The sequence below is a fragment of the Pseudomonas sp. B414 genome (assembly GCF_055408445.1).
In genome coordinates this window covers 69887-93138 of the sequence record NZ_JBUZTQ010000020.1, presented here as the reverse complement: position 1 = coordinate 93138, position 23252 = coordinate 69887, and the positions used below count along the sequence as shown (strand labels likewise).

Genomic DNA, 23252 nt, shown 5'->3' with positions numbered 1-23252 from the left:
GACGGCTTCCTCGAATAGGCCTAATACATAGATGCAACGGGGCGGCAGTTTTTTAAAAGCAGGTAGACAGTGGGGGCGAGTCCATACATAGCAGCTGCCTCGTTCCTTCGGCAGCTGCTACGCGAGAGGTTTTGCGCCATAACAAGGTGTAACTTGCCTCTGCCGCAAGCCAGCCTCTAGTATTCAGCTCCCGATCATTGACCGTGAGAGCCCCCCATGACCCGCTGGCCCGATTCTCGTCTTGTCGATTTGCTGGGTATCACCCATCCCGTTATCCAGGGGCCGATGCTGGGTGCCGGTGCCGATATCATGATCGGTGTCGCAAAGGCCGGGGGGCTTGGCTCTCTGGCATGTGCCACGTTGAGTCTGCAGGCCATCCGCGACGAAGTGGCGGCTTTTCGGGCGGCCAGCGACAAGCCGTTCAACCTGAATTTTTTCTGCCATCAATCCCCTGAGTACGATGAAGCCGCAGCCCTGCGCTGGAAGGCGTTGTTCAAACCTTATTACACCGAGCTTGGCGCCGATTTTGACGCGCCAACCCCGGTGTCGAGCCGGGCGCCTTTTGATGAGGCCACCTGCGCGCTGGTCGAGGAGTTGCGCCCGGCGGTGGTGAGTTTTCACTTCAGTCTTCCTGCGCCGGATCTGCTGGCGCGGGTCAAGGCCTGCGGGGCGAAGGTCATCAGTGCTGCCACCACGGTCGAAGAGGCGCAATGGCTGGAGCGTCATGGCTGTGACGCGATCATCGCCATGGGCTACGAAGCCGGCGGGCATCGGGCTATGTTTTTGAGTAACGAATTGACCACGCAAATCGGTACCTTTGCCCTGGTGCCGCAAATTGTCGATGCGGTGTCGGTGCCGGTGATTGCCGCAGGCGGCATCGCCGATGCGCGCGGTATTGCGGCGGCCTTTGCCCTGGGGGCCAGTGCCGTGCAAATCGGTACCGCGTACCTGTTTTGCCCCGAGGCAAACATTACCAGGCCCCATCATCGGGCCTTGCGCGAAGCCGGTTCCAGCGACACGGCGTTGACCAATCTGTTTACCGGCCGCCCCGCCCGCGGCATCGTCAACCGGGTGATGCGCGAGTTGGGGCCGATCAACCCGCAAGCACCGGCGTTTCCCTTGGCCGGTGGGGTTTTGCTGCCGCTAAAAGCCAAGTCGCAAGCGCAAGGCTCTGGCGATTTTATCAACCTGTGGGCAGGGCAGGCTTTCCCCCTCAGCCCCGGGCGAAGCGCCGAGTTGTCTGCCTATGAACTGACGTGCAAGTTTGTCGAGGATTATGCCGCCCGCTCGGCATGCATATAGTCGGTTTGCGCCGCATGGCTGGAGGTGCGGATCAGCAGCACGATGGCCCCGGCCACCGGCAGGCTCACCAGTAGTAAGGCATAGCGCAGTGACTCAATGCCGAAGGCCGGTTGCAGGGCGTCACTGAACAGACCGGCCAGCAGCGGCCCCAGGCCAACCCCCAGCAGTGTCGAGATAATGGTTTGCAAGGCCATCGCCGTCCCCCGGCGGTTGGCCGGGACCAGTTGGGTGACCAGGTTGTACGACGGCGCCACCCACCACACCGCAAAAAAACTGTACAGCGCACACCACAGCATCGAGCTGGGCACGGGCACGTTGCCCAGTTGCGTCCACACGGTGTTGGGCCACAGCAAATAGGCGAACAGCGCACTGATTGCCGCCACATGACCGATCACCGGAATGCCCACTTGCCAGTGCGGGTTGCGCGGGGTCAGGTGGTCGCTCAGCCAGCCGCTGAATAATGCGCCGACCCCGGCAAACCCTCCGCAGATAAACCCGGCCAGCAGCCCCGCATGTTGCAGCGACAAGCCATGGGAGCGCACCAGGAAACTGGTGTTCCACATGCCGATGGCATAGGAGCCCAGGGTGGTCAGGCCGCCCGCCATCACCAGGCAGCGGTAGGCGGGCAGGGCCCAGAGTTTGCGTGCCTCGCTGCTCAGGCTTTGCAGGGGGTGGGCGGCATGGGCACTGGCCAGGTCCCAGCGGCCACGGGCCGGGTCTTTGGCGACAAAAGCCAGCAGCGTGGAGAACAATAGCGCGGGCATGCCGATCACGATAAACGCCATGCGCCAGCCGTATTGCTCGACCACCCAGGCGCCCAGGCTCAGGCCGATCACCGCGGAAAAAGTCGGTGCCGCGGTAAAGCAACTGATGGCAAACGAGCGACGATGGGACGGGTACAGGTCGGCAATGATCGACATTGACGCCGAGGTGGTTGGCGACTCGCTTACCGCAACTGCCATACGCGCTGCGGCCAGCATCCAGAAACTCACCGCCAGGCCACAGAGCATGGTAGCCACTGCCCACAGCAAGCAGGCGATGGCCAGCAGGCGGGTGCGTGACATGCCATCAGCGAGGCGCCCGGCAGGCAGGGCGAGCAGGGCGTAGACCCCGGCAAAGGCCAGGCCGGAAATCAGCCCCATGGCCGTGTCACTGACGCCGAATTCGGCTTTGATCGGTTCAATCATCACCGCCAGGATCTGGCGCCCGACAAAGTTGTCGGCAAACAAGGCCGCCAGCAACAGCAGCAAGGCATGGCTGCGCCAGCCGACCGGAGCATTGGACATGGTGGATTTCCTGTCTGATAAAAACGCCAAAGGCGCTGACCCGGTCAGCGCCTTTGGCAAGGAACAACCCTTCAGGCCCGCTGGCGGGCCAGGGTCATGGCGGTGTCTTCGATCATGTCTTCCTGACCGCCGACCATGCCGCGGCGGCCCATCTCCACGAGAATTTCGCGAGCCGGTACGCCGTACTTTTTCTCGGCGCGCTTGGCGAACAGCAGGAACGAGCCATACACCCCGGCATAGCCCATGGTCAGGGCATCGCGGTCACTGCGGATCGGGAAGTCCATGATCGGCACCACCAGGTCCTCGGCGACATCCTGAATGCCAAACACGCTGACCCCGGTTTCAATGCCCATGCGGTCACACACGGCCACCAGGATTTCCATCGGTGTATTGCCCGCCCCGGCACCCAAACCGGCAGCGGCTGCGTCGATGCGCGTGGCCCCGGCTTCGATGGCAGCGATGGAGTTGGACACGCCCATGGACAGGTTGTGATGGCCGTGAAATCCGATCTCGGTGTCCGGGTGCAGCGCCGCACGCAAGGCCGCCACCCGCGCCTTGATATCGTGGGGCAGCATGTAACCGGCCGAGTCGGTGAGGTACACGCAGTTGGCGCCGAAGCTCTCCATCAGCTTGCCCTGTTTGACCAAGCCTTCAGGGCTGTTCATATGGGCCATCATCAGAAAGCCCACGGTGTCCATGCCCAGCTTGCGCGCATAGGAAATGTGCTGCTGCGACACATCGGCTTCGGTGCAGTGGGTGGCCACGCGAATGGTGTTGACCCCCAGTTCGTAAGCCATTTGCAGATGATCCACGGTGCCGATGCCGGGCAGCAGCAGGGCCGACACCCTGGCCTGTTTCATCATCGGGATCACTGCCGACAGATATTGTTCATCGGTGTGCGCCGGGAAGCCGTAGTTCACCGAGCTGCCGCCCAGGCCATCGCCGTGGGTGACTTCAATCAGGGGCACACCGGCGACGTCCAGGCCGCAGGCGATGTCTTTCATCTGTTGCAGGCTGATCTGGTGACGCTTGGGGTGCATGCCGTCGCGCAGGCACATGTCATGCACGGTGATTTTTTTGCCGCGAAGATCCATGGTCGGCTCCTTAAGCGAGGGCAGGTTGAGGGGCGGATGCCTTGAGTTGCAGTTCGCCCTTGAGGATTTCCTCGGCGAACATCTCGGCGGTGCGCGCAGCGGCGGCGGTCATGATGTCGAGGTTGCCGGCGTACTTGGGCAGGTAGTCGCCCAGGCCTTCGACTTCCATAAAGATCGATACCCGGTTGCCGTCGAATACCGGCCCGTTGACCAGCTTGTAGCCCGGCACATACTGCTGCACCTGCTCAATCATGTTGGCAATGGCCAGGCTGATCGCGGCTTGATCCGGCTCGGTTTCAGTCAGGCAATGCACGGTGTCGCGCATGATCAAGGGCGGCTCGGCCGGGTTGACGATAATGATCGCCTTGCCTTTTTTCGCTCCGCCTACCTGCTCGATGGCGCTGGCAGTGGTGCGGGTAAATTCGTCGATATTCTTGCGCGTACCCGGGCCGACGGATTTCGATGCTGCCGTCGCCACGATTTCGGCATACGCCACAGGTTGAACGCTGCTTACGGCAGCCACCAGCGGAATGGTCGCCTGGCCGCCGCAAGTGACCATATTGACGTTCATTGCGCCGCGCTTGAGGTTGGCCTTGAGGTTGACCGGCGGCACGCAGTACGGGCCGATGGCCGCAGGCGTAAGGTCGATCATCAGCACGCCCAGCTCGTTGAGCTTGCGGCTGTTTTCGGCATGTACATAAGCCGAGGTGGCGTCGAAGGCGATCTGGATATTGTCTGCCAGTACATGGGGCAGCAACCCGTCGACCCCGTCACTGGTGGTTTTCAGGCCCATTTCCCGGGCACGGCTCAGGCCTTCGGAAGTGGCGTCGATACCCACCATCCAGACCGGTTCCAGCACTTCGCTGCGCAGCAGCTTGTAAAGCAGATCGGTGCCGATATTGCCCGGCCCGATCAGGGCGCATTTGATCTTTTTGTTCATGGGAAGGCTCTCGAACGGGGGTTAGGGCACAAAGCGCAGCCGGGCAGAACCCAGGCCGCTAAGGGTCAGGCTGACCTCATCGCCGGGTTGTACCGGCACCAGCGGCGCCAGTGCCCCGGAGAGGATGATTTCGCCCTTGCGAAACGGGATATCGAACTGGCCCAGGGTGTTGGCCAGCCAGGCCACGGCCGCGCAGGGGTGGCCCTGGACCGCCGAACCAAAACCGTGACCGGCGGGCTGGCCGTTTTTGTGCAGGTGCAGTTCGACCTTGGCCAGATCCAGCTCGCGGGGGTTGATGCGCTGTTCGCCGAGGGCGAACACGCCGCAGGAGGCGTTATCGGCCACGGTGTCCTGAATACGGATTTTCCAGTCGGCAATCCGTGAGTCGACAATCTCGAAGCACGGCACCACCCATTGACTGGCGGCCATGACGTCCTCGGCAGTGATGCCGGGGCCGTGCAAATCTTCGCCGAGGATAAAGGCGATCTCGCCTTCAGCCCGGGGCTGCACCAGATGGTGGGTGGCAAAGCTGACATTGCTGTTGTCGGCGACCTGCATGCTATCGGTCAAAAAGCCGAAGTCGGGTTGGTGCACATCGAGCATCTCTTGCACGGCACGGCTGGTGACGCCAATTTTCTTGCCGACTACCTGTTCACCCAACGCCTGGCGGCGTTGCAAAAAGCGCAGGGAAATCCGGTAAGCGGTTTCCAGGGTCAGGTCCGGGTAGCGTTGGGTCAGCGGCGCCAGGCTGCGGCGTTCGCGCAAGGCGGCAAACAGCTCATCGCCCAGTGCTTCAATCAACTGTGTGTCCATATTTACGCTCTCTCTAAAATCCAGTCCCTTTGTGGCAACCCTTTGTGGGAGCGGGGGCTCAACCCGGCCACACGCTTGATTCAGCGCCGCCGTCCACTTCCAGAATCTTGCCGGTGACCCAGCGTGATGCAGGGCTGGCCAGGTATAGCGCCGCCGCGGCGATATCTTCTACTTCGCCCAGGCTTTGCAGCGGCGTGGCCTTGACCATGCCGTCGCGCATGGCCACCGGCAGTACGCGGTTCAGGGCGTCGGTGAGGATCGGCCCGGGAGCAATGCCGTTGACCCGCACCTGTGGCGCGAAGTCCTGGGCCAGCAGGCGGGTCATATGGCTCAGCGCAGCCTTGGCGGTGCCGTAGGCGCTGAACTGGGTTTGCGCATAACGCGCTGCACCTGAAGTGATATTGATAATGTTGCCGTGGCCCGCCTCACGCATATGGGGCACGCACAGCTGGCTCAGGTGGTAGGCCGACGACACGTTGAAACGCATGATTTCTTCAAAACGCTCCACGCTCAGGGTCAACGGATCGTTGGGGCCAGCGCCGCCGGCGTTGTTGACCAGGTGGGTGATGCGGCCCATCTGCTCACGGGCCTGGGTGACCAGCATGCTGCGTTGTTCGCTGTCATTTACGTCGCAACTCAGGGCCAGGGCGCGGCAGCCCAGGGCGCGCACTTCTTCGGCTACGGCTTCAACGTCGCTCAGGGTGCGGGCGGCCAGGACCACATCGGCGCCTGCTTCGGCGTAAGCCAGGGCGATGCCGCGGCCAATGCCACGACCGCCACCGGTGATCACGGCCACGCTGCCGCTAAGGTTGAAGCGCTGAATAATGTTCATAAATCGTCCTTTTTTATTGGCGGGGCGCCCACAGGTCGGGCAGGCCAGGATCACTGGCGGCAATCAGGCGCTTGAGCAGTACTTTAAGTGCCTGGGCATCGCCGGGGCCGAGTTTGGTCGACACGTTCTCTTCCACGGCCTTGGCCAGTGCCAGCTGTTGCAACGACGCCTCGCGGCCGGTGGCGGTCAGCACATAGCGCGGTTGCTGCTGGCTGCCTTCGAGGGCGACGAGGTTCTGTTTTTCCAGGAAACGCATGCTGGCCACGGTCACCACATGCCCGGTGTAGCTGGTGAAGGTGTTGATTTCGTGGAGGGTCAGGTTGTCGCGGATGCACAGTACCGAGAGGATAAAAAACGCATGCTCGTCCAGTTGCTGATTGCTCAGCAGGCGATGCAGGGCGTCGAGCAACTGGTAGTGGGCGCGGCCCAGCAGATAGCCGAGCAGGTCTTCGGTGTAGCTGCACTCGGGGGGTGGCGGGGTGGTTGCCAGGCGCAGTTCGCTGCGCGGCTTGCGGGTGGCCAGGGCATATTGGCCGCTCTGAAAGGCCAGCGGGGCGCGGTCGCTGTGATCGAAGGCGAGTACTTCACCGACAAAAATCACATGGTCGCCGCCTTCGTATTGAAAGGCGGTGCGGCACTGAAAGCGCGCGGTGCAGTCCTGCAACAGCGGCGCTTCGCTGATGCCGTTGTCCAGTTCGATCTCGGCAAACTTGTTCTCGCCCTGCATGGCAAAACGGCCGGACAGCGGCTCCTGCTCGGTGGACAGCACATGCACGTTCCAGTGCTTGCCCGAGCTGAACACCGGCAGGCTACGGGCGGACTTGGCCAGGCTCCACAGCACTAGCGGCGGGTTGAGCGATACCGAGTTGAAGCTGTTGGCCGTAATGCCGATGGGCGAGCCATCTTCAGCCTGGGTCGTGATGATCGTCACCCCGGTAGTGAACGTACCCAGCGCGGTACGGAATGCCTGCGGGTCAAAACTGCTTTGCATTGCCATGACGAACCCCATGGATTGAATTTTCGTGCTGGCAGTATTCTCCTCGCGGCGGGGCGCTACATCGTCTTAATGGACTAACGAATACAGCCGATTATCGTCCGATTGGACGAGGCAATCCGGGGCGCGATTGGCTAGCGTCGGCTCATTGAACCGGTGTATCAGAGGAATTGCCCATGACGTTCAGTAGCACTGCTCCAGAACAGCTGTCCTGCCTGTTGGCGGCGCAGAAAAAAGCCTTTATTGCAGCGGGCCCTGTCAGCGCCGAACAGCGCCGCGAACGGATTCAGCGGGTGATAGAACTGCTGGTGCGCTTTCAGCAGCCACTGGTTGAGGCGATGGACGCCGATTTTGGCGGCAGGCCCCAGGGCTTTTCGTTGATGAATGATGTGCTGGGTTCACTGGCATCGCTCAAATACGCCCGCGACCATCTCGGCCATTGGGTCGAAGATGAGCCGCGCCAGGTGTTTGCACCCTATGACCAACTGGGCGCCAAGGCCTGGGTGATGCACCAGCCCAAAGGCTCGATCGGTATTCTCGGCACCTGGAATGCGCCGCTGTTTACCTTGCTCAGCCCGCTGGCCTGCGTACTGGCGGCGGGTAACCGGGCGATTCTCAAGCCTTCGGAAGTGGTGCCGCGCACCGCTCAGGTACTGGCCCAGGCGTTTGCCGAGGTTTTCGATGCGCTGGAAATCGGCGTGGTCACCGGTGACGCCGAGTTGGCGCAGGTATTTACCGCGCAGCCCTTTGATCATCTGGTGTTTACCGGCAGCACTGCTGTGGCGCGCTCGGTGATGCGCAATGCCGCCGAGAATCTGGTGCCGTTGACCCTGGAGCTGGGGGGCAAGTCACCGGTGATCATTTCCCGCAGCGCCGATTTGGCCAAGGCCGCTTTCAGCATTGCGCTGGCCAAGGCCAACAACGGCGGGCAGATCTGTATCAACCCTGACGTGGTGTATGTGCCCCGCGAGCAACTGGAGGATTTTATCGGTCTGCTGGGGTCGGCCTACAGCGAACTGCTGCCCACCACGCAAGGCAACCCGGACGTGGTGGCGGTGGTCAACGAGCGGCATTTACAGCGCATTGAAGGCTATGTGCAGGACGCCCGCGAACGGGGTGCCCGGGTCGAGAGTTTCCCGCAGGCGCAGCAGGTTGCTGCCGATTCACGTCAACGCCCGCTGCAAGTGGTGATCAACCCGCCCCGCGACAGCCGTATCCTGCATGAAGAAATCTTCGGCCCGGCGCTGGTGCTATTGCCTTATGAGAATCTTCAACGGGCGCTGGACGATATCCACTCCCGCGAGCGGCCGCTGGCGCTGTATTACTTTGGGCAAAGTGAAGAAGAACAGCGCTATGTGCTGCAACACACGATTTCCGGAGGGGTGAGCATCAATGATGTGATGATGCACGCGGCCTTGCACGATGCCCCGTTTGGCGGCATTGGTGCCTCGGGCATGGGACACTACCACGGCCGTGAAGGCTTTCTTGAATTCAGCCATATGCGCACCGTTTACAAGGCTCCGGCCCATGACCCGCGCCGCGAATGGGGACTGCTGCCGCCTTATGGCGAACACTTTTTGCCGACCATGCAATCGATGGTGACGGCTGACTAGCTCTGCAAGAGGGTAGACATCCTGTGGGAGCGGGCTCGATCCCACACCATTGTGTGCCGCATAAAAACAACAAGATTTGTTCTGGAGTTTGACCTTGCAAAACCCTGCCGATACACCTGATGAATCCACTGGCTGGCCCCGTCGCCATGTGCTCAAGGCTGGCGCTCTGGCCGTGGGTGCCGGTCTGCTGGGGCGGTTTGCCAATGCTGCCAGCGGCACTGCCATTGCGCCTGCCGAGTACCTGGCCATGGATGCTTCGGACATGGCCCGTGCCGTGCAAAAGGGCGAACTGAGCCCCGAGAATTTGCTCGCCGCGGCCATGGCCCGTTGTGATGCGGTCAACCCCAAGGTCAATGCCGTCAATATGCGTCATGACGACTATGCCACTGCGCTGCTCAAGGTCCGCCGTGCCAGCGGGGCGTCGACCACGGGGACGCTGGCCGGGGTGCCGATCCTGATCAAGGATCTCAACACCTACCTGGAAGGCACCCGCACCACCAACGGTTGCCGCCTGTATAAGGACGCACCAGCAGCGCCCCACACCAGCACCTTGATTGCCCGCTATCAGGCTGCCGGGGCCGTGCCATTCGGCAAGACTACTTGCCCGGAATTCGGCCTGACCACCACCACCGAGTCCTTGCTGTGGGGGCAAACCCGCAACCCGTGGAATCTGGGCAAAAGCGCAGGCGGTTCTTCCGGCGGTGCGGCATCGGCAGTGGCCGCCGGTATTGTGCCGGTGGCCCATGCCACTGACGGCGGCGGTTCGATCCGTATCCCGGCGTCCTATTGCGGTCTGGTGGGGCTCAAGCCGACGCGCTATCGCACCCCCAGCGGCCCGGGAAAATATGAAGGCTGGTTTGGTGCCAGCGTGGCCAATGTGGTGTCGCGCAATATGCGCGATATGGCGCTGTTTATGGATGTGGGGCAGGGGCATGAGGCGGGCAGTCCGTATTGGGCCAAGCCATTGCTGCGCCCGTATATTGAGGAATTGCGTGCTGCGCCCGGGCGTTTGCGTATCGGTGTGGTGCGCGATTCGTTGACCGGTGCAGCGCTGGACCCCGCTGTGGCCAAGGTGCTGGACGACACTGTCAAACGCCTGGCCGCACAGGGGCATGAGGTTGAAGAGTTGCGTTTGAATATCGACCCGCGCCAGCTGTTCGGTGCCCACGGTTCGGTGATTGGTGAGGCCTTGCTGACCATGGTCCATGATCGTGAGCAGGTGCTGGGCCGTAGTGCCACTGCCGAAGACTACGAACGCATCACCCAGGTGGTGCTGGGCAATGCGCAAAAGGTCACGGGGGAGGGCCTGTATCGGGCGCGCCAATCCTTTGAAAGCATCGGCGGTTATATGGAGGAACAGTTCCACAAGTATGACGTGATCCTGTCGCCGGTAACGGCCAACGTCACCCCGGACCTGGGCTTGCTGAGCCTCGACCAGCCATGGGACAGCTATGCCCACAATGCCATGGGCAGCGCGTCCTTTACTGTGCTGGCCAATGTCAGCGGGCAACCGGCGCTGTCGTTGCCGGTGGGCATGAGCGCGAGTGGTTTGCCCATTGGCATGATGTTTACCGGGCCTTTGGGGGGTGAGGATGTGTTGCTGCGTCTGGGCGCACAGATCGAGCAGGATCGGCCTTTTGCCAAGTTGCCCACGCTCTGAGACTCACACCATCACTCTGTGGGAGCGGGCTTGCTCGCGATAAAGGCAACTCGGTGCTTCAGGCATACCGAGGCGATGCCATCGCGAGCAAGCCCGCTCCCACCTTCAGATCTTCTCTCGTGCCATGCCTAGTCCGCTTTGACGATGATCCACATCCCGCCTGGCGGGATTATTCGTCATACACCGCCCGCGCATTCGCGCAGCGAGAGACTGACGGAGAACACACGGATGGATCAGATACGAGAGAAAAGTCCGATTGAGCTTGAGCTGCTGCAACGCGCGCGCAATCTGATACCTGCGCTCAAAAGCCGTTCAGCCCAGGCGGACAAGGACTGCAAACTGCCCGACGACACCGTGCGCGATATGCAGGAGGCCGGACTGTTCCGCGCCCTGCAACCCAAGCAATGGGGCGGCCATGAAATTGATTTGCGCACCTTTTTCGAAATCCAGATGACCCTGGCCGAAGGCTGCATGTCCACCGCCTGGGTATTTGGCGTGGTGGGCGTACACCCGTGGCAACTGGCGCGTTACCCGATAGAAGCCCAACGTGATGTCTGGGGTGAGGACAGCTCGGTGCTGGTGGCCTCGACCTATATGCCGGTGGCCAAGGTCACGCCGGTCAAGGGCGGCTATCAGGTCAGCGGGCGCTGGGGCTTTTCCAGCGGCAGCCAGCATGCACAGTGGTGCCTGCTCGGCGGCATCGTGCCGCAAGACGAAACCGGCCCGACCGAACACGGCACCTTCCTGATCCCGGCCAGCGACTATCGCATCGAGCAGAACTGGGACGTGCTGGGCCTGCGCGGCAGCGGCAGCCACGATATCGTCGTCGAGGACGTTTTTGTCCCGGCCCATCGCGTGCAACGCACCAACAACTACAGCATCGAAGCCACACCGGGGCGGCTGGTCAACACCAACCCGATGTACTCGATCCCGTTTGCCCAGGTGTTTGCCCGTGCCGTGTCGACTTCGGCGCTGGGCGCCCTGCAAGGCGCAATCAACGAGTTCTGCGACAACGCCGCCAGGCATATCGGCAAGCACGGCGCCAAAACCGCCGAAGACCCGGCTGCCCAGGCTGCTGTGGCCGAAGCCATCATCACCGTCGATGCGCTGAAACTGGTGCTGATGCGCAACTACGGGCACCTGATGGCGCTGGCCACCGCCGGGCAATACCCGGATGTGGAAACCCGTCTGCTGTATCGCTACCAGTCTTCCCATGTGACCAATGTGTGCGCCGACCGGGTCAGTGACCTGCTGCGCTGCATGGCCGCGTCGGGCCTGTACAGCACTAACCCGGTGGCGCGTTTCTTCCGTGATCTGCACCAGGCTCGCGGGCATATCGCCAATAACGAGGCGGCCTACCGTCGCAGTTACGGCCTGGTGCAATTGGGCCTGCCCAACGCCGACCCTTTCGTTTGACCTGATCCACCTTTAAACCTCTGACCTCAGCGCAAGGCATAATAATAATGACGGCTCACGATCAGTCTCAGTCCAGCTATGACGTAATTGTTGTCGGCTCCGGTGCCGGCGCCATGACCTCGGCCCTGTTTGCGGCTGATCAGGGCCTGTCGGTTCTGATTGTCGAAAAAAGCGATAAATACGGCGGAACCTCGGCCATTTCCGGTGGTGGTATCTGGATCCCCAACAACCATTATTTTGCCGCCATTGGCGGGCAGGACAGCCCTGAACTGTCGATGCAATACCTCAAGGCCGCCACCGCTGAACACGGTGACCCGCAACGCCTGCAGGCGTATCTGGACAACGCGGCGCCGATGATCAAAAAGCTTACTGACAGCAGCCACGTACGCTATGCCGTGGCCGACAAATACCCCGATTACTACCCGCAATTGCCCGGCGCCTTGCCTGGCGGCCGCACTTTGGACCCGGAGCTGTTCGACACCAGCCTGCTGGCCGAAGAGCTGCCCAACCTGCGCAAGCCTTCGCCCTCGACCCTGCTGATGGGGCGCATCGCCTGGACGGCCCGCGACGCGCACAAGGCCATGGCTCGCAGCTTTGGCTGGCAATGGCTGATTTTCAAGCTGATGGCGCGCTACAAGCTCGATTTCAAATGGCGGCGCAAAAGCAAATATGACCGCCGCGCAGCCCTGGGCAGTTCGCTGGTGGCGTCCTTGCGCCGCTCGCTGATGGACCGCAAGGTACCGTTGTGGCTCAACACCGACTTCCAGGACGTGCTGCTCGACGGCGACCGGGTGTGCGGGATCAAGGTCGCCACCGGCGCCAAGGTGCTGGAACTCAAGGCCCGTCGTGCAGTGATTTTTGGCTCCGGCGGTTTTGAGCAAAACCAGACCCTGCGCGAGAAGTACCTGCCGCAACCCACCCGTGCCAGCTGGAGCGCCACGCCACCGGGCAACAATACCGGCGCCGCGCTGGAGGCGGGGCTGACTATCGGCGCCGCGACATCCTTGATGGACTGGGCCTGGTGGGCGCCGACCATTGCCGTGCCCGGCGAGGAAAAACCCCGAGGCGTATTCGCCGAGCGGGCGTTTCCGGGGGCCATTGTGGTCAATAGCCTGGGCCAGCGTTTTGTTAACGAGGCGGCACCGTATCTGGAGTTTGTCGATGCCATGTACCAGGACAACCAGAAGACTGATGGCCGCTCGGTGCCGTCCTGGGTGATCTTCGATGGCCATTTCCGCTTCACCTACGCCATGGGCCCGTTGATGCCGGCCCAGGTGATGCCCGATAGCCGTTTGCGCAAGGAATGGCTCAACACCGTGTACTGGAAGGCCGACAGCCTGGAAGCGCTGGCCATGCAGATCGGCGTTGATGCCCAGGGCTTGAACAGCACCGTGCACAAGGTCAACGGCTACGCGCAAACCGGTGTCGATCTGGACTTTGATCGCGGCGGCAACGTATTCGATCGCTATTACGGCGACAGCAATATCAAGCCCAATCCGTGCCTGGCACCGCTGCGCAAGGGCCCGTATTACGCCATGCGCCTGGATGCCGGGGATATCGGCACCAAGGGCGGCTTGCTGACCAACCGGCACGCGCAAGTGGTGCGTGAAGACGGTCAGCCGATCCCCGGGCTGTATGCCATTGGCAACTGCTCGTCCTCGGTGATGGGCACCAGTTACCCCGGTGCCGGTGGCACCCTGGGCCCGGCCATGACCTTCGGCTATATCGCCGCCAACCATATTGCCAGCGCAGTGTCGGCAACAACGGGTGCCAAGGCACGGGTGCTGTCATGAGCCGTAGCAAAAACACCAGCAGTAACAGCAAGATCCTCGCACCCTTGCAGGCCGATCGCCTGAGCGGCCGCGACTGGCACGATACCTGTGATGTACTGGTGATCGGCTGGGGCGCGGCGGGTGCCTGCGCGGCGCTGGAGGCCCGCAGCACAGGCGCCCATGTGATCGTGGCCGACCGTTTTACCGGCGGTGGCGCCAGTGCCAAAAGCGGTGGCGTGGTGTACGCCGGTGGTGGTACGGCGCAACAGCAGGCCGCCGGTTTCAATGACAACCCACAGGCGATGTTTGATTATCTCAAGCACGAAACCCAGGGGGTGATCAGCGATGCCACCCTGGAAAAATTTTGCGCTGACAGCGTCAGCAACCTCAACTGGCTTGAAGGCCACGGGGCGAGCTATGCCCACAGCATGCCGCCGGGAGGGAAGACCTCTTACCCGTCCGATGGTTATTTTTTGTATTACTCGGGCAATGAGCTGGTGCCGTCCCATGGCGGTACACAGTCCCCGGCACCACGGGGCCATCGCACGGTAGGCAAAGGCCAGTGTGGCGCGGTGCTTTACGGCCATCTGAAAGCTGCATGCCTGCGTGCCGGGGTGCAACCCTTGCTGCAATCCGCTGCCCGACGCCTGGTGGTGGACGCTAGCGGGCGGGTGGTAGGGGCGGAGTTCTGGAGCCTGCCAGCAGACACCCGCGAAGCACGCTTGCATGCACGCCTGGCGGCCCGGGCCGAGCGCCTGCAAAACTTTGCTCCGGGCTATTGCGATCGTCTGCGGCAAAGGGTCAGCCTGCTGGAGCGTGATCACGGTCAGCCGCTACTGATCCGCGCCCGCCGTGGGGTGGTTCTGAGTACCGGTGGCTTTATCTTCAATCGCGGACTGATTCGCGATCATGCCCCCGACTTCCGGCGCAATTTCAAGGTCGGAGCCACCGGCTGCGATGGCAGCGGCTTGCTGCTGGGGCAATCGGTGGGGGCCAGAAGCGAGCGCCTGAGCCGGGTATCAGCCTGGCGTTTTATCAACCCGCCGCACTGTTGGCCCAAGGGCATTGTGGTCAACAGCCACGGCCAGCGTTTTTGCAACGAAGAAGTCTACGGCGCCACCCTCGGCCAGCCACTGTGCGAAGAACAGGGCGGTCAGGCATGGCTGGTGCTGGATGCGCGATTGCGCAAACAGGCGATCCGCCAGGCGCTGTTTGGCGGCTACTGGTGGTTCCAGACATTGCCGGCACTGGCCCTGATGCTGCTCAAGGTGCGCAAGGGCGACAACCCGGACAAGTTGGCCAATGCCTGCGGCATGCAGGCAGGTGAATTGAATGGTGCCTTGCGTGCCTACAACGCGGCTGCCCGTGGTGATGCGCCGGATGCTTTTGGCAAGTCCGAGGGCAGCCGCCAGGTGCTGGACAAGGGGCCGTTTTATGCCTGCGATATTAGCGTGGGCAACCCGATCTTTCCGCTGGGGGCGCTGACCCTGGGCGGGCTTAAGGTCGATGAAGGCAATGGCGCAGTCCTCGACAACGACGGCCAGCCGATTGCCGGGCTATTCAGTGCCGGGCGTACCGCCATTGGCGTGGCCTCTCATTTGTATATCAGTGGATTGTCGCTGGCTGACTGCGTGTTTTCGGGGCGTCGTGCCGGGCTTGCGGCCAGTGCCACACAGCACACCTCCTGTGGGAGCGGGCTTGCTCGCGATGCATGCGCTGCGGTTGTTCTGCAAGACCGCGGTGCTGCCATCGCGAGCAAGCCCGCTCCCACAGAAGCTACAGACGTGACAGGGGTAACCTTATGAGCGCACGAGTTGCAGGCAAGGTGGCATTGATTACCGGCGGTGCCAGTGGTGTGGGCAGGGCCACGGCACTGCTGCTGGCCCGCGAAGGCGCCCGTGTGGTGATCAGCGATATCGATGTGGCCGCCGGCCTGGCCCTGGCCGAAGAAATCGGCAGCCAGGCGCTGTTTGTCGAACATGACGCGGGCAGCGAAGAGGACTGGGCACGGGTTATTGAAAGCGTGCGCGAGCACCACGGGCGGCTGGATATTCTGTTCAACAACGCCGGGATCCTGCTCAAGGGTGATATCGAAAATACCACCTATGCTGATTGGCAGCGGGTACAAAAAATCAACTCCGACAGCGTTTTTCTCGGTTGTCGTGCCGCCATCGGCCTGATGAAGCAAGGTGAGGGAGGTTCCATCATCAATATGTCTTCGATTGCAGCGGTGGCCGGGCGTGATGATTACGTCGCCTACAGCGCTTCCAAAGGCGCGGTCGCGGCGCTGTCGCGCACAGTGGCGGTGCTGTGTCGTAGACGCAAGTACCGCATCCGCTGCAACTCCCTGCACCCCGACGGCATCCTTACCCCCATGACCACCACGACCCTGCCCGCCGGGCTGGACCCGTGGAGCCTGACCATCGACGCCGACCCTATGGGGCGCATGTGCCTGCCTGAAGATGTGGCCGCCAGCGTGCTGTTTCTGGGCAGTGACGAGTCCCGCGCCATCAGTGGCATCGAGCTGCGGATCGACAGCGGCCAGTTTGTGATGAGTATTTGATATGAGCCAACCAGCGTATTTCTCCCTGCGCGTGGCGCAAATCGTCACTGAAACAGCGGATTCCAGATCCCTGGTATTCGATGTTCCCCCGTCCTTGCGTGAACAGTTTGCCTATAAGCCCGGTCAGTTTCTGACCCTGCGTGTGCCGTTTGAGGGCAGCTGGTTGCCACGCTGTTATTCATTGTCGAGCACCCCGCTGCAAGACGAGCCCCTGCGCGTCACGATCAAGCAGGTGCGCGATGGGCGAGCGTCCAACTGGCTGTGCGAGCAATTGCGCGCGGGTGATCAGCTTGAAGTGCTGGCCCCGGCCGGGGTGTTTGTGCCGCGGCATTTTGACGATGACTTTGTGTTGTTTGGCGGTGGCAGCGGCGTCACGCCGGTGCTGTCGATTCTGCGTTCGGCATTGATTGCGGGTACGGGCCGTATCCTGCTGATCTACGCCAACCGCGACGAGGCCTCGGTAATCTTTGCCGCAGAGCTCAAAGCCCTGGCCAGTGCCTACCCGCAACGGCTGCAAGTGATTCACTGGCTGGACTCGGTGCAAGGTATTCCAGCGGTGGCGCAACTGGCACAAATGGCCCGGCCCTTTGTTCATGCCCAGGCGTTTATCTGTGGCCCCGGCCCCTTTATGGACGCCGCCGTCAGCGCCCTGCACGACATTGGCATGGCGCACGGACGGATTCACGTCGAGCGCTTTGTCTCGTTGCCTGAAGAAGGCAGTGTGGCTGCCCCGGCACCGGTTAATACCGATGTCATCGGCAGCCAGCTCTCGGTGCGCCTGGACGGTGAAGAGTTTGAGGTGCCCTGCGCCGAGGGCGAAACCCTGATCGGTGCTATGCAACGCGCGGGCCTTAACCCGCCCAGTTCCTGCCTGGTGGGCTCCTGCGCGACCTGTATGTGCACACTGGAGCGCGGCACTGTCGAGATGTTGCGCAACGATGCCCTGGACCCACAAGAACTGAACGACGGCTGGGTGCTGGCATGCCAGTCGGTGCCCAGCAGCGAACAACTGCGTGTGTGCTTTCCCGAATAACTTGCCAGACGAGTGACCGATGACTTCCAGCCTGCAACAGAACCTGCCGCGCTCGATCCCGCAATTGCTGTTTAACGCTTCGCAGCAATATGCGGGGATTGCGGCCATTGAAGAACATGGCCAGCGCACCGACTATCACGACTTGCCGCGCCTGGCCCTGGCGGTCACCCGCAGCCTGATGGCCCAGGGCATCGGCAAGGGTGATCGGGTTGCAATCTGGGCGCCCAACGGGCGCGACTGGATCATTGCCGCACTGGGCATCCATTGCGCAGGCGCGGTGATGGTGCCGATCAACACCCGTATGAAAGGCAGCGAAGCAGCCGATATCCTGCAACGCAGCGGTAGTCGTTTGTTGTTCGTGCAACCGACGTTTTTGGGCACCGATTACCTGGCCTTGCTGGCGCCGTATCGACCGGCCAGCCTTGAGTGCCTGGTATTGCTGGGCGAAACCACGGCAGCCAGCTGCAGTGGCCTGGGCTGGGACGGCTTTTTGTCCATGGGGGCTGCCATCAGCGAATCTGCTGCATTGCTGCGTGCTGCCAGTGTTGGTGCTGAGGATCTCAGTGATTTGCTGTTTACCTCCGGCACCACCGGCAAGCCCAAGGGCGTGATGAGTGCCCACGGGCAAAATATCCGCGCCTTTAGTGAGTATGTGAAGGTGATTGGCTTGCAGGCCGGTGACCGCTATCTGGTGATCAACCCGTTTTTCCATGCCTTTGGCTACAAGGCGGGTTGGCTGACCTGTCTGCTGGCAGGGGCGACCATCCTGCCGCATCCGGTGTTCGATGCCGAAGCGGTGTTCCAGCGGATAGCCGCCGAGCGCATTAACGTGCTGCCGGGACCGCCGACCCTGTACCTGTCGATGCTGGCCCATCCCAAGCTGGCTGAAACCGACCTGTCGAGCTTGCGCATTGCCGTGACGGGTGCGGCCACCATTCCGCCAATCCTGATTGAGCGCATGCGCCGCGAGCTGGGTTTTTCGGTGGTCACCACCGCCTATGGCCTGACCGAGTGCGGTGGGCTGGCAACCATCTGCGATCCAGGCGATTGCGCAAACGTGATTGCCGGTACCAGTGGCCGGGCTATTCCTGGCACTGAAGTGAGCATCCGCGACCCGCAGAACCGGGCTTTGCCAGCGGGCAGTACGGGGGAAATCTGCCTGCGCGGTTTCCATGTGATGCAGGGCTATTTTGAAGACCCGCAAGCTACCGCTGAAACCATCGACAGTGAGGGCTGGTTGCACACCGGCGATATTGGTGAGCAGGATGCTGCGGGCAATTTGCGCATTACGGATCGGCTTAAGGACATGTTTATCGTTGGGGGTTTCAATTGCTACCCGGCGGAGATTGAAGCAGGCCTGATCGAGCATCCGGCCATTGCCCAGGTGGCGGTGATTGGCGTGCCGGATGAGCGTATGGGAGAGGTGGGTTGTGCCTGCGTGGTGGTGCGTCATGGCCAGCAGCTGGATGAGGCCGGGCTGATCCAGTGGGCGCGAGAGCATATGGCCAACTACAAGGTGCCGCGGATGGTGCGGTTCTATGTGGCGCTGCCGGTGAATGCGTCGAACAAGGTGGCGAAGAACGAGTTGCGGGCGGGGTTTATGTAACTGGGTTCAAGAGCGCCCTCACCCTATCACGGAGGGTGAGGGCGCTTTTGCTTTAATGCCCTTCAAACCGCGCCGTGCGCTTCTCGATAAACGCCTGCATCCCTTCTTTCTGATCACGGGAAGCAAACAGTAGCGCGTTGGCCTTGCGCTCCAGCGCCAGCCCCGTTTCCAGCGGTCCATCAACCCCGGCCAATATCACTTCCTTGATTTGCTCGGCCGCCAATGGCGGCATGGCCGCGATCAGTTGCGCCATCTCCAGGGCGTAAGCCTGTACCTGATCATCTTCCACCAGATTGCTCACCAACCCCGAAACCCAAGCCTCTTCAGCGGTGATCGGCTGCCCGGTCAGGGCCATGCGCATGGCCTTGGCCTTGCCCACCGCCCGCACCAGGCGCTGAGTGCCGCCAATGCCAGGCATGATGCCGATGCGAATCTCGGGCTGGCAAAACCTGGCGCTGCGTCCGGCCACGATAATGTCGGCCAGCATCGCCAGCTCGCACCCGCCGCCATAGGCATAACCACAGACCGCCGCAATCACCGGCTTGGGGCAATGCTGGATCGGCGCCCAGACCCGCTCGGTATGGCGTTGGTAAATATCGATCGGGCCGACCCCGGCCATGCTGTTGATATCCCCTCCGGCGGCAAACACCTTGTCACCACCGGTCAACACAATGCAGCGCACTTCAGGGTTGACCGCCAGCTCAGTGAAGTAGCGCGACAACAGCGCCTGCAATTCAAGGCTCAGGGCGTTGGTGGCCTGGGGCCGGTTGAGGCGCAGCAGGGCCACGCCCGGAGTCGGGAATTCAAGCAATACCGGCGCGGCAGATGGGTCTGACATGGGGTTCCTCATTAACAAGGGCTGTAACCACAGCGTGCGCTGGATTGTTGCGTTCACCCGGCTGGGGTTCATCGTCCGTTCAGACGACGAGCAGCCTCCGGATTGTCCCTAGAGTGGCTCCATCAGTAGAAAAGGAGCACGTCATGGGCCAACTCTCAGGGCTGGACTACAGCGGTAAGGTGGTACTGGTCACCGGCGGTACCAAAGGCATCGGCGCCGGTATCGCCCACAGCTTTCTGCAAGCTGGTGCACAGGTGATCGTATGTGGCAGGACGACGCCCGAGGTGTTGCCTCAAGCCGGTTCGGCTCAGGCGATTTTCATGGCCTGCGATGTGCGTGATCAGGAGTCGCTCAAGGCATTGTTCGACGGCATTCGCGCTGACTTCGGTCGCCTCGATGTGGTGATCAACAATGCCGGTGGCAGCCCGCCAGCCGAGGCCGCCAGCGCATCGCCACGTTTTCACGAGGGCATTATCCGCCTCAATCTCATTGCCCCCCTGAATGTCGCGCAACAGGCCAACGCCCTGATGCAGCAACAGACCGAGGGTGGCTGCATCGTGTTTATCGGCAGCATCAGCGCCTTGCGCGCATCGCCCGGCACCGCAGCTTATGGCGCAGCCAAGGCCGGGGTCCTGGCCCTGGTGCAATCCCTGGCCGTGGAATGGGCGCCCAAGGTGCGGGTGGTCGCGGTCAGCCCGGGGCTGGTGCGCACCGAGCAGGCCCATCTGCATTACGGCGACGAACAAGGCATTGCCGCAGTCAGTGGCGGAATCCCCGCCGGGCGCATGGCACTGCCCGAAGACATCGGCAACGCCTGCCTGTTTATCGCCTCGCCCATGGCTGGTTATGCCAGCGGCTGCAATTTGTTGTTGCACGGCGGCGGTGAGCGTCCGGCGTTTTTGAGCGCTGCGCACTAACGACCTTTAGCGGCGACCACCGGGTCGCTGCCCTTACACGCAGGAGACGAACTTGGCTGATTCTCAATTGCTAACCGACGTGCGCGCCCTGGTAGGGCGTGAATATGGTCGCGTCTACGCCTGGGACGAAGTCAACGCCCCGATGATCCGCCAATGGTGCGAGATCATGGGCGTGGACAACCCGCTCTATACCGATCCGGCCTTTGCCGCCAACAGCGCCCAGGACGGTCTGGTGGCGCCGCCTGCAATGCTGCAGGTGTGGTGCATGGAAGGCTTTCACCTGAACAACTACGCCCCGGGCTCGACCACCGAAAACCCCTATGAAGTGCTCAAGCTGATCGAGTCCTACGGCTATGCGTCGGTGGTCGCGGTCAACTCCGAGCTGACCTTCGAGCGCAATCTGCGCCCGGGCGAAAAACTCTACTACACCACTCGCCTGGAATCGGTGGGCGACGAAAAAACCACCGGTCTGGGTACCGGCTTTTTTGTCACCCTGGTGATGGATTACTTCGTTGAACACAAGGGTGGCGACGAGGCTGTGGGCCAGTTGCTGTTTCGCGTGTTCAAGTTCCGCCCGGCCAATAACCACACTGCACAAGCCGCACCGGCCAAGGTTGAAGATAAACCTGTGGTCAAGCGCCCCAAGCCGGGCATGAGCGATGACACGCGGTTTTTCTGGGAAGGCTGTGACGCAGGCAAGTTGCTGATCCAGCGCTGTACCCAGTGCCAGACCCTGCGCCATCCACCCGCGCCGGTGTGTATCGAATGTCACTCGTTCGATTGGGACAGCGTGCAGGCCAGCGGTCGCGCCAGCCTCTATTCGTTCGTGATCATGCACTACCCCGAGGTCGCACCCTTTGACCATCCCAACCCGATCGGCCTGATCGAGCTGGAAGAGGGCGTGCGCCTGGTGGCGGGGCTGGCGGGTGTGACGCGTGCAGAACTGCGCATCGGCCAGCCCTTGCAGCTGGAGTTCCAGACTTTCGACGGCGAGCTGACGTTGCCAATGTTCCGGCCTGTGGCCGAGTAAGGGAGCCAGCATGGATTTCGAATTTACCGAAGACCAGGGCGCCATCGCCGAAATGGCCGGCAGTGTGTTTGCCGACTATTGCACCGATGACCGCCTGCGCCAGTTCGACACCAGCGAGCAGGCCTATATGCAGCCGCTGTGGCAACTGTGTGTGGAAACCGGCCTGCAAGCCCTGGCTATCCCTGAAGCACAGGGCGGCAGCGGGCTGGGCATGACCGAATTGATGCAGGTGCTGCAGGCCCAGGGTCGGGCTCTGGGGCAGGTGCCGTTATGGCGTCACCAACTGGCGGCCGCGACCTTGGCGCAGTTTGCCGATGGGTCTTTGCACTCCTGGGCAGTCGAAGCTGCAGCGGGCAGGGCGTTGCTGAGCCTGGACCTGAGCGGTCTGCACAACGCCCAGGGTATTGAACTGCACGCCACACAAGCCGATGGCGGCTGGCGCATCGACGGTCGGGTCGGCGCGCTGGCACTGGCCGAACAATCACAGGCGGCGCTGCTGCTGGTGAGTGTCGACGGGCAACCGCGGCTGGCGCTGGTCGAGCTGGCCAACCAGGCGATCAAGCACGTAGCGGGGCGTATGACCCACGGCGAAGCGATTGCCGATGTGAATATCGAAGGCCTGTTGATCCGCGCCGAACACCTGCTCACGCCAGCCGCACTGGACTGGCTGGAACCCCGCGCCATCGCGGCACTGGCCTCGTTGCAACTGGGGGTGAGCAGCGAGCAGATCCGTCGCACCGTGGAATACGTCAGCGAGCGCCGCCAGTTCGAGCGCAGCATCGGCAGTTTTCAGGCGGTGCAAATGAGCATGGCCAACGCCCATATCGCCCTCGAAGCCCTGCGCAGCACCTTGTGGCAGCTGTGCTATCGCCTTGACGCCGGTTTGCCAGCACCGAGCGAAGCCCTGGCCACGGCCTGGCAGGTTTGCGAAGCGGGGCATCTGATCGGGCACAACGCCCAGCACGTACACGGCGGTATCGGCGTCGACCTGACCTACCCGATGCATCGCTTTCTCTACTGGAGCCGCGCCCTGGGCTGTGCCCTGGGTGGATCGGCCGTATGCCTTGAACGCCTCGGCGACTGGCTGAGCCATAACGACAAGCTGGGATGGAAATATGACCTTGCAGAACACCAAGCGCTTTGACGACGTGCGCCCCGGCGAAACCCTGCCGGAACTGGCGATCCCGATCACCGTGGGCCTGGTCACTGGCGGCGCCATTGCCACCCGCGACTACTTCCCCGGCCACCATGACCTCAATGCGGCCCAGGCCCTGGGGTCGCCGCATATCTTTATGAACATCCTCACCAGCAACGGCCTGGTGCAGCGTTATGTCGAAGACTGGGCCGGGCCCGAGGCGCGTTTTACCTCGTTGAAGATCAAGCTCGGCGCGCCGAATTATCCCGGTGACAGCATGACCTTCAATGGCGCAGTGACTGGCCATGACGCGGCCACCCGCACGGTGGAAATCACCCTCAGCGGCAAAAATTCCATGGGCAACCACGTGACCGGTACGGTCGCGCTGGTTCTGCCCTGATCGCGGGA

The 23252-nt window shown here is 62.1% G+C and carries 20 protein-coding genes; 13 read left to right on the top strand and 7 right to left on the bottom strand.

From position 1 onward, the window contains the following. The first annotated feature begins 216 nt into the window (after positions 1–216). Positions 217–1302, top strand: a complete 1086-nt coding sequence (locus tag ACZRMH_RS17165; RefSeq protein WP_464014443.1) for an NAD(P)H-dependent flavin oxidoreductase — start codon at positions 217–219, stop codon at positions 1300–1302. Here the strand turns inward: ACZRMH_RS17165 and ACZRMH_RS17160 are convergent. The 6 genes from ACZRMH_RS17160 to ACZRMH_RS17135 form a co-directional block, all read right to left on the bottom strand. Next, positions 1275–2588 (bottom strand): MFS transporter, encoded by a 1314-nt coding sequence (locus ACZRMH_RS17160; RefSeq protein WP_464014442.1) that lies wholly within the window; start codon positions 2586–2588, stop codon positions 1275–1277. The two genes, ACZRMH_RS17165 and ACZRMH_RS17160, sit on opposite strands and share 28 nt — an antisense overlap. 71 nt (positions 2589–2659) lie before the next feature. Further along, positions 2660–3682 carry a 4-hydroxy-2-oxovalerate aldolase gene (gene dmpG, locus ACZRMH_RS17155; RefSeq protein ID WP_464014441.1) on the bottom strand — a complete coding sequence of 341 codons (1023 nt, stop codon included), beginning with the start codon at positions 3680–3682 and terminating at the stop codon, positions 2660–2662. Between the two features lie 10 nt (positions 3683–3692). Beyond that, the gene (locus tag ACZRMH_RS17150) at positions 3693–4622 is read right to left on the bottom strand and encodes an acetaldehyde dehydrogenase (acetylating) (protein WP_464014440.1); all 930 of its coding nucleotides are present in this window, start codon (positions 4620–4622) and stop codon (positions 3693–3695) included. A gap of 21 nt (positions 4623–4643) precedes the next feature. Next, positions 4644–5435: a fumarylacetoacetate hydrolase family protein gene (locus ACZRMH_RS17145; protein ID WP_464014439.1), complete on the bottom strand. Its 792-nt coding sequence runs from the start codon at positions 5433–5435 to the stop codon at positions 4644–4646. Positions 5436–5493: 58 nt separating this feature from the next. Next, the gene (locus ACZRMH_RS17140; protein ID WP_464014438.1) at positions 5494–6267 is read right to left on the bottom strand and encodes a glucose 1-dehydrogenase; all 774 of its coding nucleotides are present in this window, start codon (positions 6265–6267) and stop codon (positions 5494–5496) included. A 13-nt stretch (positions 6268–6280) separates the two neighbouring features. Further along, the gene (locus tag ACZRMH_RS17135; protein ID WP_464014437.1) at positions 6281–7264 is read right to left on the bottom strand and encodes a flavin reductase; all 984 of its coding nucleotides are present in this window, start codon (positions 7262–7264) and stop codon (positions 6281–6283) included. A 173-nt stretch (positions 7265–7437) separates the two neighbouring features. On the opposite strand from ACZRMH_RS17135, the gene ACZRMH_RS17130 reads away from it, so the two are divergent. The 8 genes from ACZRMH_RS17130 (at position 7438) to ACZRMH_RS17095 (ending at position 18924) form a co-directional block, all read left to right on the top strand. Further along, entirely contained in the window at positions 7438–8874 is a 1437-nt protein-coding gene (locus ACZRMH_RS17130) for a coniferyl aldehyde dehydrogenase (protein WP_464014436.1), read from the top strand. Positions 8875–8968: 94 nt separating this feature from the next. Beyond that, positions 8969–10534 (top strand): amidase, encoded by a 1566-nt coding sequence (locus ACZRMH_RS17125; protein ID WP_464014435.1) that lies wholly within the window; start codon positions 8969–8971, stop codon positions 10532–10534. Between the two features lie 228 nt (positions 10535–10762). Then, positions 10763–11950, top strand: coding sequence for an acyl-CoA dehydrogenase family protein (locus ACZRMH_RS17120; protein ID WP_464014434.1), 1188 nt, complete (start codon positions 10763–10765; stop codon positions 11948–11950). Between the two features lie 47 nt (positions 11951–11997). Next, on the top strand, positions 11998–13743 hold the full coding sequence (locus ACZRMH_RS17115) for an FAD-binding protein (RefSeq protein ID WP_464014433.1): 1746 nt from the start codon (positions 11998–12000) through the stop codon (positions 13741–13743). Then, positions 13740–15527 (top strand): FAD-binding protein, encoded by a 1788-nt coding sequence (locus ACZRMH_RS17110; protein WP_464014432.1) that lies wholly within the window; start codon positions 13740–13742, stop codon positions 15525–15527. Before ACZRMH_RS17115 ends, ACZRMH_RS17110 begins: the two co-directional genes overlap by 4 nt. Next, entirely contained in the window at positions 15524–16285 is a 762-nt protein-coding gene (locus ACZRMH_RS17105) for an SDR family oxidoreductase (RefSeq protein WP_464014431.1), read from the top strand. The genes ACZRMH_RS17110 and ACZRMH_RS17105 overlap by 4 nt, the downstream gene beginning before the upstream one ends. 1 nt (position 16286) lies before the next feature. Beyond that, a complete protein-coding gene (locus ACZRMH_RS17100) occupies positions 16287–17318 on the top strand; it encodes a 2Fe-2S iron-sulfur cluster-binding protein (RefSeq protein WP_464014430.1) in 1032 nt (343 codons plus the stop codon). 19 nt (positions 17319–17337) lie between these two features. After that, complete coding sequence (locus ACZRMH_RS17095) at positions 17338–18924, top strand: FadD3 family acyl-CoA ligase (protein ID WP_464014429.1); 1587 nt, start codon at positions 17338–17340, stop codon at positions 18922–18924. Positions 18925–18976: 52 nt separating this feature from the next. Here the strand turns inward: ACZRMH_RS17095 and ACZRMH_RS17090 are convergent, their stop codons facing one another. Further along, positions 18977–19762, bottom strand: a complete 786-nt coding sequence (locus ACZRMH_RS17090) for an enoyl-CoA hydratase (RefSeq protein ID WP_464014428.1) — start codon at positions 19760–19762, stop codon at positions 18977–18979. 143 nt (positions 19763–19905) lie between these two features. Here ACZRMH_RS17090 and ACZRMH_RS17085 point away from each other — a divergent pair, with 143 nt between their 5' ends. Genes ACZRMH_RS17085 through ACZRMH_RS17070 form a run of 4 tightly spaced genes read left to right on the top strand, consistent with a single transcriptional unit; the run spans position 19906 to position 23244 of the window. Continuing rightward, the gene (locus tag ACZRMH_RS17085; RefSeq protein ID WP_464014427.1) at positions 19906–20679 is read left to right on the top strand and encodes an SDR family oxidoreductase; all 774 of its coding nucleotides are present in this window, start codon (positions 19906–19908) and stop codon (positions 20677–20679) included. Between the two features lie 52 nt (positions 20680–20731). Then, positions 20732–21709 (top strand): bifunctional MaoC family dehydratase N-terminal/OB-fold nucleic acid binding domain-containing protein, encoded by a 978-nt coding sequence (locus ACZRMH_RS17080; protein WP_464014426.1) that lies wholly within the window; start codon positions 20732–20734, stop codon positions 21707–21709. Positions 21710–21719: 10 nt separating this feature from the next. Then, a complete protein-coding gene (locus tag ACZRMH_RS17075; protein ID WP_464014425.1) occupies positions 21720–22853 on the top strand; it encodes an acyl-CoA dehydrogenase family protein in 1134 nt (377 codons plus the stop codon). Continuing rightward, positions 22825–23244 (top strand): MaoC family dehydratase, encoded by a 420-nt coding sequence (locus ACZRMH_RS17070; RefSeq protein WP_464014424.1) that lies wholly within the window; start codon positions 22825–22827, stop codon positions 23242–23244. Before ACZRMH_RS17075 ends, ACZRMH_RS17070 begins: the two co-directional genes overlap by 29 nt. The last annotated feature ends 8 nt before the right edge of the window (positions 23245–23252 follow it).

Bases quoted from the DNA above. Each gene is read 5' to 3' on its own strand.
- ACZRMH_RS17165 (WP_464014443.1), top strand. From the start codon at position 217: ATGACCCGCTGGCCCGATTCTCGTCTTGTCGATTTGCTGGGTATCACC.
- ACZRMH_RS17160 (WP_464014442.1), bottom strand. From the start codon at position 2,588: ATGTCCAATGCTCCGGTCGGCTGGCGCAGCCATGCCTTGCTGCTGTTG.
- dmpG (WP_464014441.1), bottom strand. From the start codon at position 3,682: ATGGATCTTCGCGGCAAAAAAATCACCGTGCATGACATGTGCCTGCGC.
- ACZRMH_RS17150 (WP_464014440.1), bottom strand. From the start codon at position 4,622: ATGAACAAAAAGATCAAATGCGCCCTGATCGGGCCGGGCAATATCGGC.
- ACZRMH_RS17145 (WP_464014439.1), bottom strand. From the start codon at position 5,435: ATGGACACACAGTTGATTGAAGCACTGGGCGATGAGCTGTTTGCCGCC.
- ACZRMH_RS17140 (WP_464014438.1), bottom strand. From the start codon at position 6,267: ATGAACATTATTCAGCGCTTCAACCTTAGCGGCAGCGTGGCCGTGATC.
- ACZRMH_RS17135 (WP_464014437.1), bottom strand. From the start codon at position 7,264: ATGGCAATGCAAAGCAGTTTTGACCCGCAGGCATTCCGTACCGCGCTG.
- ACZRMH_RS17130 (WP_464014436.1), top strand. From the start codon at position 7,438: ATGACGTTCAGTAGCACTGCTCCAGAACAGCTGTCCTGCCTGTTGGCG.
- ACZRMH_RS17120 (WP_464014434.1), top strand. From the start codon at position 10,763: ATGGATCAGATACGAGAGAAAAGTCCGATTGAGCTTGAGCTGCTGCAA.
- ACZRMH_RS17115 (WP_464014433.1), top strand. From the start codon at position 11,998: ATGACGGCTCACGATCAGTCTCAGTCCAGCTATGACGTAATTGTTGTC.
- ACZRMH_RS17110 (WP_464014432.1), top strand. From the start codon at position 13,740: ATGAGCCGTAGCAAAAACACCAGCAGTAACAGCAAGATCCTCGCACCC.
- ACZRMH_RS17105 (WP_464014431.1), top strand. From the start codon at position 15,524: ATGAGCGCACGAGTTGCAGGCAAGGTGGCATTGATTACCGGCGGTGCC.
- ACZRMH_RS17100 (WP_464014430.1), top strand. From the start codon at position 16,287: ATGAGCCAACCAGCGTATTTCTCCCTGCGCGTGGCGCAAATCGTCACT.
- ACZRMH_RS17095 (WP_464014429.1), top strand. From the start codon at position 17,338: ATGACTTCCAGCCTGCAACAGAACCTGCCGCGCTCGATCCCGCAATTG.
- ACZRMH_RS17090 (WP_464014428.1), bottom strand. From the start codon at position 19,762: ATGTCAGACCCATCTGCCGCGCCGGTATTGCTTGAATTCCCGACTCCG.
- ACZRMH_RS17085 (WP_464014427.1), top strand. From the start codon at position 19,906: ATGGGCCAACTCTCAGGGCTGGACTACAGCGGTAAGGTGGTACTGGTC.
- ACZRMH_RS17075 (WP_464014425.1), top strand. From the start codon at position 21,720: ATGGATTTCGAATTTACCGAAGACCAGGGCGCCATCGCCGAAATGGCC.
- ACZRMH_RS17070 (WP_464014424.1), top strand. From the start codon at position 22,825: ATGACCTTGCAGAACACCAAGCGCTTTGACGACGTGCGCCCCGGCGAA.